This window comes from Pacificoceanicola niger (assembly GCF_048553275.1).
GTDB lineage: Bacteria > Pseudomonadota > Alphaproteobacteria > Rhodobacterales > Rhodobacteraceae > Pacificoceanicola.
Genome location: NZ_JBLZMW010000017.1, coordinates 17,454 through 31,032 on the forward strand (window position 1 = coordinate 17,454; position 13,579 = coordinate 31,032).

The following is a 13,579-nucleotide window of genomic DNA, read 5'->3' on the forward strand; positions in this document are numbered from 1 at the left end:
GTCGGTGTCCCGCCCGGGCAGATCACTCCTGTCCGGCAACCTTTGCGGAAACATCTCGACCGCTGGCTTGCGCCAAGGCGTCCATCACGTCTTCGGTCGTAAGCAATTCGGACAGCACAATGCCGTTTGGTGCCGACGGTCCATAGACGGCATTGAAAGGGATGCCATATCTGCCGAAACTCTCAAGGTAACGGGAAATGCGCGCGTCCGGGCGTGTCCAATCTGCCTGCATCGGCGTGACGCCTGGCGCGTCCAGCGTACTGCGGACCGGCTCCCGGTCGATGACAAGTGTCTTGTTCGCTTTGCAAGTCAGGCACCAGTCAGCTGTTACATCGACAAAGACGACCTCTCCTGCGGACACGCGTTTCGCTATGTCCGAACGGTCAAATGCGACCCAAGCCAACGCCGATTGCGACCCTGCACGGGCAGGCGCTGATTGCTGCAGGAGAGGACCCGCGGCAAGAGCCAGAACAAGACTGGCCGTGGCAATAGACCATCTGAATTGGGACTGCACATTCGGGAGGGACAAGATCAGAACGGCGAGACCGGAAGACGCCGCGACCGCGATGACGGAGGCCAGCCCGGCGACACCGTCGAGCACCCAGAACAGCCAAACGGCGGTTGCAAGCAGCAAGATCCCCATCAAGCTCTTGACGATCAGCATCCACCGGCCAGGTTTGGGCATGAACGCGACCAGACGCGGGAACGCGGCGATGACGAGATAGGGCAGGGCGAGGCCGAGCCCGAGGCTCGTAAAGACGATGAGAATGTCCACGCCACGCCCGGCCAAAGCAAAGGCCACCGCGGTGCCGAGGAACGGTGCCGAACAAGGCGTCGCCATGACGGCACCGAACATGCCGGTGAAAAAGTCGGCGGAATATCCGCTCCGCCCTCCGGTATCTGCAAGCCTTGTCTGCATGCCTTGTGGAAGGGCGAACTCGAACGCTCCGAACAGATTTGCCGAAAAGACGAGCAGGGCTGCGATCATCACCGCAAGAAATAGCGGACTTTGAAATTGCAGCCCCCACCCGACGCTGAGCCCTGCCGTCTGGAGCGCCCAAAGGATGAGCGCCAGACCCCACATGAACGTCATGATGCCAGCGGCGGCTGCGACGAAACCGAACCGGACACGGGTTGTGTCGTGATCTGTGTGTTTGAGCACAGACGACACCTTGATGGACAGCACCGGCAGCACGCAGGGCATCACGTTCAGGATCAATCCACCCAGCAGCGCGATCACGGCAATCCAGAGCAGTTCCATCATGTCCGGTGTCGTGGCGGCCAGTTCGAAGGGCGGTGCCGTACGTCGCGCCACGCGATCCGCAATCACGGTGAAGGCCCGGTTCTCGCCATCGGTGACGGTAATCGACGGCGCCACCGTCACATCCGTATTCGACGAGAGGATCGGCAAGCGCGCCCAAAGCAAATGATCCTCTTCTCCCAAACGTATATCGGGTTTGCCAAGCGCAACACCGATACCCAGTTCGGGAAACACATCCGGCGACTGGAGTGGTTCATCGACGCGCAGATTGACGATCAACTCCGTGAGGTCTTCGTCGATGAAGGCATTTGCCTCGCTGACGCCACCCGCCTCGGCTCCTTCGGGGACGCGCTCGGAAAACGTGCCAATCAGCCCAGCCGCAGTGCTGTCGATGTCGTTGCCGCGTCCGAGGCGAAGTGACAGGTCAAACTCTTCCGGGACACAGACATTGGAGCACACCAGCAGTTTGACTTGCGCGGAAAGAGTCACAGGTGCGCCGGGATCTTTGAGCGTTATGCGCAGCGGAAAGACGACTTCACCCGCATAACCAAAATTTTCGATGCCGAAGGCGGTGAAGCGTGTCGGGGAAGGCCACATGAATTCGACATCTGCGACGTTTTCGGAACCGCTCCATTCGACCGAAGGCGGTATTCCCACCTCTCCTGGCGACCGCCAATAGGTCTTCCAGTTTTCGTTCAGTTGGAGATGAAGTCCGGCGGAAAGAGTCTGCGTGTTCTTGGAAACACCGTCCTGTGCCGTGATGAGATGCGCCTTCAGCGGAGAGCTTTGATACGCGGCTGATGTCTCCGCCGAGCCACTGCCAGAGGAAAGCGCCAGGATCAGTGCGGGCAAAATCAGAACCCGGCGCAGTGTCGACAGGGTTTTCGCCAAGGATCCGCTTCCTTCCCTTAAAGCCGGCTCGGGTTGAATCTGCACCCGGAACTTTGTCTCAAAGACCGCCGACGGCAAAGCCTTGTCGACCATCAGAACAAACAACACGCGCTACGTCGACAGAGGACGAGGATATCAACCGACACCCGTCGGGGAGGATGATCGATGCCTGCTTGGTGGAAACGATGACCTCCCGCTCGGGACAGTCTTCAAGACTTGCGGCGCATCCGCCAAGCGTTGTAATCGTCAGCAACCATGCGCTTGCTCGCATTTTCCCGCGCAAATTATCGCCTGTTGCGTGCAACCACGGGAATCGCAGAAGGCACGGACACGGGTGTTTCTTCGATACTGCCTTTCTCTTCGTTCGAATGGCACGACTTTCCCATAAATTTGTGCATCACGAGATGCGCACCGACGCAAAGCAGGAGTGGGGCGAAAGCCGCTGCATTGCCCCACATGCCCGCCAATGTGCCGCCGGCAAGAAAAAATCCCGCAATGGGCAGCAGCATGACGACGCAACACGCCATCATTCCGTAATGCATGAGCCTGTCCGTGATCGGCTTTTTTCTGTGGTTTTGGTGGTCCATGACACCCTCATTGTCTCGTTCTTCGCGCCATTTGCGACCCTCCAGCAGGGTAAGGTCAAGGATACAAATGGATACACTTCTCGCGGCCTTGTCAGGTTGCCTGATGCCGGGTCTCCCGTAAAAGAGATGCAACAAACCCGAGGCTAGGAGTGTGTCATGACGACATTGCGAAACAAAAAGATCAATCGACGAAGCCTATTGGGGTATGCGGCTGTCGCTTTGGCTGCACCAAGCGTGGTTCGAGCCGAAACCATTCGCCGCAACATTTCTTCTTTCCGAGTTCATGACTGGCAAGACCACTTCGACGCACTCGGAAAGGGGATCATCATCTCCGATACCGTGACGAAGTCGCTCCAGCATTGGACATCAGATGGCGAGATGCGGATCTACCCAACTTCCGTTCCGCTGACCGACGAACTCACCAAACGCGGTTACACCGAAGTGGTGGAAAAACGCAAAAACCCCAGTTGGGCGCCAACGCCCTCCATGCGGGAACGCAATCCGGAATGGCCGGCTCGTGTCGAGGGGGGTGATCCGGACAACCCCTTGGGCACTCGTGCACTGTACCTGTCGTGGCAGTACTACCGTATTCACGGGACACAGGATACGCGCAAGATCGGCCGTCGGTCGTCAAACGGCTGCATCGGTTTGTTCAACAAACAAATCGAGGAGGTCTATGAGCGCATGCCTGTCGGCACTCAGGTCAAACTCATCTGACACAACGGGCAAGACGGAAGACACAAGCATGGATAAATTGACCGCACTTATCGCAGCCGTAGTTATAGCTGGCGGGGGAGTTGCAACTTGGCAGTTCATTTCTGCGGAAGATACAGCGATGGGTCATTCCATGACGCCTCCTGACACGAGTAAGATAGAAGCAGGCGACCCAATCGTTCAGGTCCAACTGCCGGCAGAATTCTCGGAGCAAGCCACGATTGGGAAAACCATATTCGAGGCTAAGTGTTCCGAGTGCCATGGAGCAAACGCAGCGGGACAAAACGGGATTGCCCCGCCTCTTGTGCACAAGATTTACGAGCCAAGCCACCATTCAGACATGGCCTTTGTTCTGGCCGCTCAAAATGGCGTGCGTGCGCATCACTGGAAATTCGGTAATATGCCAAGGATCGAAGGACTGACACAAGGAGACGTCAAGATGGTTGCCGCCTATGTCCGCGAACTACAGCGGGCCAACGGGATTGACTGATGCGTTGGTCGAAGACAAACCGATGGATTCTGTCGATCGTTTTCGGCCTTTTCCAAGTGGTTCTCGGAGTGCCTGAGGCGCCAGCGTTTCATGGTGAAGCGTCCTTGGCGCAAGAATTTCACGCTCACGAAGATGTAGGGTCATCGACGAACGAGGCCTCTGGCCACTGTCATCCGGGACTCGATTGTTCTGTCACGGCTGTGGTGTTTCTCCAGCCAAACGTGGTTTACGAGCCTCAGTTGCTGACGGCTGTCATGCAAGACGCCGCGACCCAACTAACAGAGTTGCGCTCCACCAGCGATCCTCCACCGCCACGACGGTGGGTCTGATTTCACATCGCTCGAAAAGCAGACCCAAAGAAGGATCCAAGACATGAAGAAGACAACTATCACAGCGGCAGTGTTGATTGCAGGAACCGCGGTTGCGGCATTTGCGCATAGCGGTGCCACGGGCATCGTAAAGGAACGCATGGATGCCATGGCCGCCATGGGAAAGGCAGTCAAAACCGTAGCCCCGATGATGCGGGGTGAAACGGCCTATGACGCAGAAACAGTGGGCGATGCAGCGCGCCTGTTCCAGCAGCACGCCGGCGAGAGCATGACAAAGCTGTTCCCGGAGGGCACGGGGGGCATGCCCTCGGAAGCCAAAGACGAGGTGTGGACCGATTGGGACCGCTTCGCAGCATTGGCAAGTCAGCTGGAGGAATACTCTGAGGGCCTGGAACGCGCAGCCGACAATGGGTTAGGCGGCATGGGTGGCAATACCTCCACGGATGGCGCCTCGATGATGGGCGGCGGATCCATGATGGGAAGCGATACAACCATGATGGGCGGGAGCGCGATGATGGGCAGAGGCGGCATGATGGATGCCGCCGCCATTTCCGAAATGCCCGCCGACGCGGCATTCGCGATGACGACCCAGGTCTGTTCCGCATGCCATGAACGCTTCCGGGCGGAAGAAGACTAACCATGCGCCGGTTTTTGACACTCGTCAGCGGGGTCGCCGTGCTTGGCACGGCCGGCCTCGGCGCTGTTATTGCATGGCCTGTCGGCAGTGCAGTGACTCCGATTGCAACAGAGGGCAATGTCGACCGGGGCGCATATTTGGCGCGCGCCAGTGGGTGCATTGCCTGTCATACCAATTTTGAAGCGGGCGGCGCACCACTTGCCGGAGGGGCGCCGCTCGAAACCCCGTTCGGAACGTTCTATCCGCCCAACCTGACGACCGACCCCAAACATGGCATGGGCGAATGGACGGCAGAACAGTTCGCAAAAGCCGTGCGGCAGGGGATCGGCCCCGATGGAACGCCCTACTATCCATCTTTCCCATATACGTTCTATGCGGATTTTTCTGACCAGGATATCGCTGACCTCTGGGCGGCGTTTCAAACCGTGCCGCCCGTGGACGAACCTGCACCAGAAAACGATGTCAGCTTCCCATTCGATCAACGATGGGGGCTGAAGCTCTGGCGAGCGGCGTTCTTCTACGATCCGGATACCGAACCGGTTGAAGGGCGAAGCGGCGCATGGAACCGCGGACGGGAATTGGTGCGCGGTGCGGCACATTGCGGAGCCTGCCATACGCCGCGCAATCTTGCAGGAGGTCGCGATATCGGTGCTTCCTTTGCAGGCAACGCCCAGCTTCCCGGTGGCAGCAAGGCACCCGCGATACGGCCAAAAGACCTGGCCAAAAACGACTGGACGGTTTCAAACCTCGCTTATGCGCTCCAGACCGGCATCACCCCTTCGGGCGATGCTTTCGGCGGCAGCATGGCGGAAGTGGTTCGCGAGGGAACTCGGTTTCTGACACCTGCCGATCGCGAAGCGATGGCGCTTTTCCTGCTGAACAAGGACACGGTCGAGGCGGAGAACCCCGCTTCGAACTAACATCACGCGGGGGCAACAAGCCCTCGCTTTATCGAGGATCGAAATGAAACAAACACGTCGGGATTTCTTGCGCCATGCGACACTGGCGGCCTGCGCGGCGGCCATCCCGCGGTCGGCTTATGCCGCAACCCCGTTCGAGGACGTGGTTGCCAAGGTTGCGCGTCAACAGCTTCTTCCGGACACCTACCCGGGAACAGAGATCTGGGGCTATGACGGCCTCGTTCCGGCTCCGGAAATTCGGGTCGCTCAAGGCGATCGGGTGCGCCGCAGGTTCCGCAACGAGGTTCCTGACCCCAGTTCGGTTCACTGGCACGGAATCCGGATCGACAACGCGATGGATGGCGTTTCAGGGCTGACCCAGGAGCCCGTGGCACCGGGTGAAACCTTTGACTACGACTTCGTCGTACCAGACGCGGGCACCTATTGGTATCACGCGCATAATCGCTCATACGAGCAAGTCGCGCGTGGTTTGCGCGGTGCCTTGATCGTCGAAGAGGCCGATGGGCCGGACATCGACAGCGAGGAAGTCATCGTTCTGGAGGACTGGTTGCTCGACCCTGAGAGCGGGCAGCTGTTCGACAATTTCGAACAGCCTATGATGATGAGCCATAGTGGACGTACCGGCAACTTCATCACGACCAATGGGCGCTATGACCTGACCTTGCCCGCGAAGCGTAACGAACGCATTCGCTTGCGCATCATCAACGCAGCTAGCGCGCGGATTTTCCCGCTGAGGCTATCGGGGGTGAGTGGCTGGACGATGGCCCTGGATGGGATGCCTATCGGCCAACCCCAGCCGGTTGACGGTGAATTGATCCTCGGTCCCGCACAGCGCGTGGACCTGATCGTCGATGTGACCGCAGACGAAGGCGGAACCGCAGAGGTGCTGCGCATCGGCGATGATGATCAACTGACCCCGCTGGTGACTTTTTCCGTCGATGGCACAACCAGTTCAGTACCGAGAGACAAGCCGCTGCCGCTGCCGCCGAATCCCGCGGCACACGCGCCGGACCTTGCCGAAGCGCGTGATTTGCGACTGGTCATGTCCGGTGGAGCAATGGGGCGGATGCAGTCTGCCATGCTCGGAGGGGAACGCCTTGGGTTTCGTCAGCTTGCCCAGGCGGGCAAGTTCTGGGCCCTGAATGATGTCGCCGAAATGACCGACACGCCATTGGCCGATCTATCCCTGAACGAGCCGGTGCGCTTGAAGATCGAGAACCAGACCGTGTTCCCACATGCGATGCACCTGCACGGAATGCATTTCCGTGAGCTGCGCCCCGACGGCGCGTTCGGACCGATGCGCGACACGATCCTGTTGGCTGGCAACGAGTCCCGCGAGATCGCCTTTACGGCGGACAATCCCGGCAAGTGGCTGTTCCATTGCCACATGCTCAGCCACGCCGCGTCCGGCATGACAACCTGGATGCGGGTCACATGAGGTATCTCGTTTGGTCCGTTCCGATCACTGTTGTCGCAGCCGCTTTCACCTATTGGCTCTCGACCAGTGCATCCTCGGATGTCGGCAGCGCGTCCAAGGCGGAGAGCTCCGACATCCAAGAAGGCGCGTTGCTCTACGCAGACAACTGCGCGTCTTGTCATGGCGCAAATCTGGAAGGCCAGCCGGAATGGCGAACGCCCGGCGCGGATGGGCGCCTGCCAGCACCACCGCATGATGAGACGGGTCACACCTGGCATCATCCTGACAGCCTGCTCTTCGATTACACAAAACTGGGGGGTGCGGCGCTTCTGGCGCGTCAGGGTGTCGAATACGACAGCGGAATGCCGGGTTTCGCAGACGTGCTGACCGACCAGCAAATTCACAACATCCTGGCCTTCATCCGGTCCACCTGGCCAGACCGCGTTCGCGAAGTCCAGGCCGCGCGGACAGAAGCCGACGAACAACGGGGAGATAATTAAAATGCGTTTCAGACAAGCCTTCACGACTGTCGCGATAGCTGCCTTGCTTCCGATACCGGTACTCGCCGACGAACTGTCAGAGTCCCGGGTCAAGGAACTTGTGCTCGAGGCAATCCGCGAGAACCCGGAGATTGTCATGGAGGCCGTGGCGATCCTCGAACAGAGGCAGGCGCAAGCGCAGGAGCTCAGTCAGGCCCAAGTTCTGAATGACCAGCGCGATCTGATCGAGAACGATCCGAATGCGCCGGTTCTCGGCAACCCGGAAGGGGACGTCACCGTTGTGGAATTTTTCGACTACAACTGTCCCTATTGTCGGCGGGTCAAACCCGAGGTGCGGGCTTTGATCGAAGAGGATCCAAACATTCGCCTCGTCTATCGTGAATGGCCCATTCTCGGAGACGGATCGGTGTTCGCCGCGAAAGCGGCCTTGGCAGCGCGCAAGCAGGACAAATACGAAGAGTTTCACTGGGCGATGATGGGGCTGGAAGGCCGCGCGGAAGAGGCCTCCGTGCTGCGCGTTGCCGAGGAGATCGGCCTGGATATCGCGCAGTTGCGCAAGGACATGGAGGCCCCCGAGGTCGAAGAGCACATTGCGACATCCATGCAACTGACCCAAGCTCTGGGCTTCAACGGCACGCCGTCTTTCGTGATCGGTGACGCGCTGGTGCCTGGCTTTGTCGAAAAGGCGCAGCTTGCCGACTTGGTCGAAGAAGCCCGCAAAGACGAAGACTGAAAGTTCTTGCCCGGACCGCCCCTGGGTGGTCCGGGCACTGCATCAAGCGGCCGCAGGTTCCACGTCATAGCCCGCATCCCGAATGATCGCTTGGACCTGATCGGCTGGTAACACGCTGTCGACACGCACTTGTCGGGCAGAAAGGTCACATTCTACGCCTGCATTCGGATCTGCGGTTTTCACTGCGCTTTCGATTGCTGCGGTGCAATGCCCACAGCTCATGTCCGGAACGCTGAACTTCATCGGAACCACTCCTTGATCTGATTTCTGCCGGTGACATGGGGCTTCCCCGCGCTGGAAGGTCAAGAGAAGAAATTTATTTGGCGCCCTCCCATTGACCCTCCAGTTACTGGAAGCCCTACATTCCACCTCGAATGGAAAAACAGGTGAAACATATGCCCGAACCCAAACAGATCAGCCTGCCGATCGAAGGCATGTCATGCGCGTCCTGTGTCGGCAGGGTCGATCGCGCATTGAATGCAATCGACGGCGTAGAGGATGTGTCGGTGAATCTTGCATCCGAAACCGCGCGTATGAGCGTGGACGCGCTCAAGCGCGTTCCGGAAGTCATCGAAACTCTCCGCGAGCTGGGCTACCCTGCGCGGACGGTCAGGGCCGAACTCACGATTGCGGCCATGTCCTGTGCCTCTTGTGTCGGGCGGGTCGACAAGGCGCTTGCCGCGGTGCCCGGGGTGGTCGAGGTGAACGTCAACCTCGCCTCCGAGACGGCGACGGTGGTTTACGTCGAAGGTCTTGTCACGACATCCGATCTGATCGATGCAAGCGGCGCGGCAGGGTATCCGGCCACCGTGGCAACGGCCCAAGCCGGTGACGACAGGGTTGCGCGCAAGGAGGAAGAGGCTCTGGCGCTTGCCAAACGGGTCACCTTTGCAGCCATCCTCGCCTTGCCGGTCTTTTTGATCGAGATGGGTGGCCACGTCATTCCGGCCGTTCATATGCTTATCGAGACCACGATTGGTCAGCAGACGAGTTGGCTTCTTCAATTCGTTCTCACGACAATCGTTCTCTTCGGCCCGGGCCGGACGTTTTACACCAAGGGTTTCCCGGCCCTATTCCGGGGCGCGCCCGACATGAACAGCCTCGTCGCGGTCGGCACCGGGGCGGCTTACTTCTATTCCGTAGTTGCGACATTCGTACCATCGGCCTTGCCTGACACGCTGCGCTCTGTCTACTTCGAGGCGGCAGCGGTCATCGTCGTCCTCATCTTGCTGGGGCGTTTTCTTGAAGCGCGCGCTAAGGGGAGAACGGGCGCGGCCATCCAGAAGCTGCTGGGGCTTCAGGCGCGGACCGCACGCGTGATGCGGGACGGTGAAAGCATAGAGATCGAGATCGATGCGCTAGTTCAGGGTGACATCGTCATCGTGCGCCCTGGTGAACGCATCGCGGTTGATGGCGAGGTCATCGAGGGGACCAGCCGCGTCGACGAAAGCATGCTGACAGGCGAGCCGATTCCCGCTGAAAAAAGTGCCGGAGATCCGGTGACCGGCGGGACGGTCAATGGTGCCGGAAGTCTGCAATTCCGCGCCACCCGGGTCGGCGCCGACACAACCCTGGCGCAAATTATTCGCATGGTCGAAGAGGCCCAGGGCGCCAAGCTGCCGATCCAGGGATTGGTCGACCGGATCACGCTTTGGTTCGTACCTGCCGTCATGGCGATCGCGGCGGCGACCGTGCTGGTCTGGCTGGTTTTCGGGCCTGATCCGGCCCTGACAATGGCGCTGATCGCCGGTGTGTCGGTGCTGATCATCGCGTGCCCCTGCGCGATGGGGCTTGCGACGCCGACCTCGATCATGGTCGGGACGGGACGTGCTGCGGAAATGGGTGTCCTGTTCCGCAAGGGCGACGCCTTGCAGCAACTTGATTCCGTTGATGTGGTCGCCCTCGACAAAACAGGCACGGTGACCGAGGGGCGACCCGCACTGACTGACCTGGTGCTGGCCGAAGGGTTCGATCGTTCAACAACGCTCTCGAAGATCACCGCCGTGGAGTCGCTCTCCGAGCATCCTGTCGCGGACGCCATCGTCCGTGCCGCGCGGGCCGAGGGCGCACCTCTTGCGGGGGCCGAAGGCTTTCAATCGGTCACAGGTTACGGCGTGCGCGCCGTGGTCGAAGACGTGGAGGTGTTGGTTGGGGCCGACCGCTACATGGCGCGCGAAGGCATTGACGTCTCGGCATTGACTCCAGAGGAAACGAAGATCGCAAGCAAGGGTCGCACGGCGCTTTACGCTGCCATAGATGGACGTGTCGCCGCCGTGATCGGCGTCGCCGATCCGGTCAAACCGGCAAGCCGCGCAGCCATCGCAGCGCTGCACGAGAAGGGTCTTGCGGTTGCGATGATCACAGGGGACAAACGCGAAACCGCCGAAGCCATCGCCCGCGAAACCGGCATCGACCATGTCGTTGCCGGCGTTCTGCCAGACGGCAAGGTCGCGGCGCTTGACGGTTTGCGCGAAGGGAACAAGCGCATCGCCTTTGTCGGCGACGGGATCAATGACGCCCCGGCGCTGGCGCATGCCGATGTGGGTATCGCCATTGGCACCGGCACTGATGTGGCCATCGAGTCCGCGGATGTCGTCCTGATGTCCGGCGATTTGCGCGGCGTGGTGAATGCCTTCGAAGTGTCGCGGCGAACCATGCGAAACATCCGGCAGAACCTGTTCTGGGCCTTTGCCTACAATGTCGCGCTGATTCCGGTCGCCGCCGGGGTGCTTTATCCGGCCTTTGGGCTGCTCCTGTCACCAATTCTCGCGGCGGGCGCGATGGCGTTGTCCTCGGTGTTCGTTCTAACCAATGCCCTGCGCCTGCGAGGTATCGCGCCGGCGATGGACGAGCAGCGCGCAATCCCGGCAGAGCTGGCAGCTGTCACTCCTGCTCCAGCAGAATAACGGAGGTTCGACATGAACATCGGAGACGTTTCCCGACAATCGGGTGTGCCCCCAAAAACAATCCGCTACTACGAGGAAATCGGGCTGATCCGCCCGAACCGAAGTGAGAACGGCTATCGCGCATTCACCGAGAACCACGTTCACAAGCTGGCGTTTCTCGGTCGAGCACGGGCCTTGGGGTTCACCATCGAAGATTGCAGGACGCTTCTGGCTCTCTACGAGGATGAAAACCGCGAAAGCGTTCAGGTGAAAACGGTTGCGGAAGACCATCTTCGCCAGATCGAGGAGAAGATAGAGAAACTGCAATCCATGAGAACGACGCTTACCGAGCTTGTGGAGAAATGTGCCGGGGATCATCGTCCGGATTGCCCGATCCTCGCAGATCTCTCACCTGTACGAATGTCCGAATAATCGATGCCGGTTCGGCACGTTTCAGAACCAAATTGCGCGGACCGGCATCCAGATACCCATGAAGATCATCATCAGGTTTTCCGTCAGCGAAATGAACCCCAGCGGGACGGAACTGTCACCGCCGACGCAGGCGCATTTCAACTCCCGCTTGTCAATGTAGACAGCCTTGAATACGCTGACAGCGCCGACCGTGCCGATAAACAGGGCGACAGGCGCCGAGAGCCACAGCAGCGCGCCGGCAGTCATCAGGACACCTGCCAACGCTTCGCCGAACGGATAAAGCTTGCCGTATCGTACCCATTTGCGCGCCAGCAGATCGTAGTTGAGGAACATCGTCGAAAACCCTTCGACATCCTGCAATTTCTGGATCGCGAGAATGGTCATGGACAGCGAAATGAACCATTCGAACCCGCGCAAGGTAAAGACCGACCCGTACTGGTGCCAAGACAGGCCCAGTGCCAATAGCGCGGCGACGGAAAAGATCGCGATGACCGGCTGGTAGGTCGTGTCGCTTTGCTCTTCCTCGGGTGGGTCGATGTCAAAGAACACCCTGAGATCATCGTAGCCGCCGATCCGTTCTCCGCCGATGAAGGTCTGCGGCGTCGTCTCGACCCCGTGCTTCTCCATGAAAGCATCGGTGTCTTCACGGGTCTCAAGCGGATGGTCTTCCACCTCGAAGCCTTGCCGCTCCAGCAGGTCTTTCGATTTCAGACCGTAGGGGCAGACATGGCCCGGCATGACCATGCGATAAAGCTGCGCGGATTTACTGTCTGTGTCCCGGGGCATATGCTTTCCTCCTTATCCGGCGCAGGTGAATTGACCACGGAACCCGGCTTCGTAGTCGGTTCCGCGCTGACGATCAGATCGGTCAGGTCACCGTCTGTCTCTACGATCTCGGCCGATAGCGGGCCTTGAGAAAACGCATTTTCGCCCTGCGCATCCAGGCGCACCAGGTCACCGCTGATCTTCATCGCGGCCCCAGTCCCTTCGCCGGTCTCACCGGTCACCAGCACGGCTGGACTGTCCGAGGTGTAGGCAAATCGGCAGTCTCCACCATTCGGGAACACCGCTGCGATTTCGTCTTCCGTCAGAAACTCGGGATCGATTTTTGACACGACCTCCGTTTGAAGCGCCTGTTGCGCATCCACGACCTGTACCGGCGTTCCGGTCGGCGTGGCCGATGCCTCACCGTTTGCGCCAATGTCAGCAATGAGGTAGCGCATTTCGGCGATTTCCTTGTCCTGCGCATAGATAATGTCGTCTGCGAGCCCCCGGACGCGCGGGTCGGTGATCTCGGCACGAGTCGACGTCATGATGGCGATCGAGTGGTGCGGGATCATGGCGCGCATGTAGGACCTGTCCTGCACCGTAAATTGCCCGCGTACCAGCCAGAGGCTTGCCGCAAAGACAAGTATGGCGCCCCCGAAGATCGCGATGTTGGCTTTGGTGTTCTGATACATGGACAACATGTACGCCAACATGATCACGGCCATGGTCGCCCCCATCAGGATGGCCATGTAAAGGCGTGTCTCCGAAAAGAAGATATGGCCCCAAAGATAGGTGTTCAGGTACATCAGAACGAACATGACCACGGTCGATGTTCCGATCATCATAAAGAACCGTGAGTAGTGCATTTCCAGTCACCTCCTTGCAGTTCTCTGTAAAACAACAACATTCCAGCGCTGGAGAGTTCCAAAAGCGCGAATTTTCGTAGTTTCAAGGCAACAAAGGCGCGTCGTTTGCCCCGGTTCACGGCTTCTTTTCTTTGCCCCTGACGCGCACT

The 13,579-nt window shown here is 59.4% G+C and carries 14 protein-coding genes; 9 read left to right on the top strand and 5 right to left on the bottom strand.

What is annotated here, in order from left to right; translation table 11 throughout:
- Nucleotides 1-22: 22 nt before the first annotated feature.
- Together ACN2XU_RS18810 and ACN2XU_RS18815 are read right to left on the bottom strand one after the other, a co-directional pair.
- The gene (locus ACN2XU_RS18810; RefSeq protein ID WP_096873525.1) at nucleotides 23-2,152 is read right to left on the bottom strand and encodes a protein-disulfide reductase DsbD family protein; all 2,130 of its coding nucleotides are present in this window, start codon (nucleotides 2,150-2,152) and stop codon (nucleotides 23-25) included.
- 284 nt (nucleotides 2,153-2,436) lie between these two features.
- Entirely contained in the window at nucleotides 2,437-2,739 is a 303-nt protein-coding gene (locus ACN2XU_RS18815) for a DUF2933 domain-containing protein (protein WP_058123700.1), read from the bottom strand.
- 156 nt (nucleotides 2,740-2,895) lie between these two features.
- Here ACN2XU_RS18815 and ACN2XU_RS18820 point away from each other — a divergent pair, with 156 nt between their 5' ends.
- The 7 genes from ACN2XU_RS18820 (at nucleotide 2,896) to ACN2XU_RS18850 (ending at nucleotide 8,479) form a co-directional block, all read left to right on the top strand.
- Nucleotides 2,896-3,456, top strand: coding sequence for a L,D-transpeptidase (locus ACN2XU_RS18820; protein ID WP_058123699.1), 561 nt, complete (start codon nucleotides 2,896-2,898; stop codon nucleotides 3,454-3,456).
- 28 nt (nucleotides 3,457-3,484) lie between these two features.
- Entirely contained in the window at nucleotides 3,485-3,943 is a 459-nt protein-coding gene (locus ACN2XU_RS18825; protein WP_058123698.1) for a c-type cytochrome, read from the top strand.
- A 372-nt stretch (nucleotides 3,944-4,315) separates the two neighbouring features.
- A complete protein-coding gene (locus ACN2XU_RS18830) occupies nucleotides 4,316-4,909 on the top strand; it encodes a c-type cytochrome (protein ID WP_058123696.1) in 594 nt (197 codons plus the stop codon).
- 2 nt (nucleotides 4,910-4,911) lie between these two features.
- The gene (locus tag ACN2XU_RS18835) at nucleotides 4,912-5,829 is read left to right on the top strand and encodes a c-type cytochrome (RefSeq protein WP_058123695.1); all 918 of its coding nucleotides are present in this window, start codon (nucleotides 4,912-4,914) and stop codon (nucleotides 5,827-5,829) included.
- 43 nt (nucleotides 5,830-5,872) lie between these two features.
- Nucleotides 5,873-7,267 carry a multicopper oxidase family protein gene (locus ACN2XU_RS18840; RefSeq protein WP_096873521.1) on the top strand — a complete coding sequence of 465 codons (1,395 nt, stop codon included), beginning with the start codon at nucleotides 5,873-5,875 and terminating at the stop codon, nucleotides 7,265-7,267.
- A complete protein-coding gene (locus ACN2XU_RS18845; RefSeq protein WP_058123693.1) occupies nucleotides 7,264-7,746 on the top strand; it encodes a c-type cytochrome in 483 nt (160 codons plus the stop codon). Before ACN2XU_RS18840 ends, ACN2XU_RS18845 begins: the two co-directional genes overlap by 4 nt.
- Before the next feature lies 1 nt (nucleotide 7,747).
- Nucleotides 7,748-8,479 (top strand): DsbA family protein, encoded by a 732-nt coding sequence (locus ACN2XU_RS18850; protein ID WP_058123692.1) that lies wholly within the window; start codon nucleotides 7,748-7,750, stop codon nucleotides 8,477-8,479.
- Between the two features lie 42 nt (nucleotides 8,480-8,521).
- Here ACN2XU_RS18850 and ACN2XU_RS18855 read toward each other — a convergent pair whose 3' ends face one another.
- Nucleotides 8,522-8,722: a heavy-metal-associated domain-containing protein gene (locus ACN2XU_RS18855; RefSeq protein WP_024099389.1), complete on the bottom strand. Its 201-nt coding sequence runs from the start codon at nucleotides 8,720-8,722 to the stop codon at nucleotides 8,522-8,524.
- Nucleotides 8,723-8,874: 152 nt separating this feature from the next.
- Here ACN2XU_RS18855 and ACN2XU_RS18860 point away from each other — a divergent pair, with 152 nt between their 5' ends.
- The gene (locus tag ACN2XU_RS18860; RefSeq protein WP_058123748.1) at nucleotides 8,875-11,385 is read left to right on the top strand and encodes a heavy metal translocating P-type ATPase; all 2,511 of its coding nucleotides are present in this window, start codon (nucleotides 8,875-8,877) and stop codon (nucleotides 11,383-11,385) included.
- Between the two features lie 12 nt (nucleotides 11,386-11,397).
- Entirely contained in the window at nucleotides 11,398-11,796 is a 399-nt protein-coding gene (cueR, locus tag ACN2XU_RS18865; RefSeq protein ID WP_058123691.1) for a Cu(I)-responsive transcriptional regulator, read from the top strand.
- Nucleotides 11,797-11,817: 21 nt separating this feature from the next.
- Here cueR and ACN2XU_RS18870 read toward each other — a convergent pair whose 3' ends face one another.
- Together ACN2XU_RS18870 and ACN2XU_RS18875 are read right to left on the bottom strand one after the other, a co-directional pair.
- Nucleotides 11,818-12,582, bottom strand: a complete 765-nt coding sequence (locus ACN2XU_RS18870; RefSeq protein ID WP_170863239.1) for a MauE/DoxX family redox-associated membrane protein — start codon at nucleotides 12,580-12,582, stop codon at nucleotides 11,818-11,820.
- Nucleotides 12,504-13,430: a DUF305 domain-containing protein gene (locus ACN2XU_RS18875; RefSeq protein WP_306434225.1), complete on the bottom strand. Its 927-nt coding sequence runs from the start codon at nucleotides 13,428-13,430 to the stop codon at nucleotides 12,504-12,506. The genes ACN2XU_RS18870 and ACN2XU_RS18875 overlap by 79 nt, the downstream gene beginning before the upstream one ends.
- Nucleotides 13,431-13,579 lie beyond the last annotated feature (149 nt).

Excerpts from the sequence above, each read along its gene's own strand:
- ACN2XU_RS18815 (WP_058123700.1), bottom strand. The coding sequence starts at position 2,739 with ATGGACCACCAAAACCACAGAAAAAAGCCGATCACGGACAGGCTCATG.
- ACN2XU_RS18820 (WP_058123699.1), top strand. The coding sequence starts at position 2,896 with ATGACGACATTGCGAAACAAAAAGATCAATCGACGAAGCCTATTGGGG.
- ACN2XU_RS18825 (WP_058123698.1), top strand. The coding sequence starts at position 3,485 with ATGGATAAATTGACCGCACTTATCGCAGCCGTAGTTATAGCTGGCGGG.
- ACN2XU_RS18830 (WP_058123696.1), top strand. The coding sequence starts at position 4,316 with ATGAAGAAGACAACTATCACAGCGGCAGTGTTGATTGCAGGAACCGCG.
- ACN2XU_RS18835 (WP_058123695.1), top strand. The coding sequence starts at position 4,912 with ATGCGCCGGTTTTTGACACTCGTCAGCGGGGTCGCCGTGCTTGGCACG.
- ACN2XU_RS18840 (WP_096873521.1), top strand. The coding sequence starts at position 5,873 with ATGAAACAAACACGTCGGGATTTCTTGCGCCATGCGACACTGGCGGCC.
- ACN2XU_RS18845 (WP_058123693.1), top strand. The coding sequence starts at position 7,264 with ATGAGGTATCTCGTTTGGTCCGTTCCGATCACTGTTGTCGCAGCCGCT.
- ACN2XU_RS18850 (WP_058123692.1), top strand. The coding sequence starts at position 7,748 with ATGCGTTTCAGACAAGCCTTCACGACTGTCGCGATAGCTGCCTTGCTT.
- ACN2XU_RS18855 (WP_024099389.1), bottom strand. The coding sequence starts at position 8,722 with ATGAAGTTCAGCGTTCCGGACATGAGCTGTGGGCATTGCACCGCAGCA.
- ACN2XU_RS18860 (WP_058123748.1), top strand. The coding sequence starts at position 8,875 with ATGCCCGAACCCAAACAGATCAGCCTGCCGATCGAAGGCATGTCATGC.
- cueR (WP_058123691.1), top strand. The coding sequence starts at position 11,398 with ATGAACATCGGAGACGTTTCCCGACAATCGGGTGTGCCCCCAAAAACA.
- ACN2XU_RS18870 (WP_170863239.1), bottom strand. The coding sequence starts at position 12,582 with ATGCCCCGGGACACAGACAGTAAATCCGCGCAGCTTTATCGCATGGTC.
- ACN2XU_RS18875 (WP_306434225.1), bottom strand. The coding sequence starts at position 13,430 with ATGCACTACTCACGGTTCTTTATGATGATCGGAACATCGACCGTGGTC.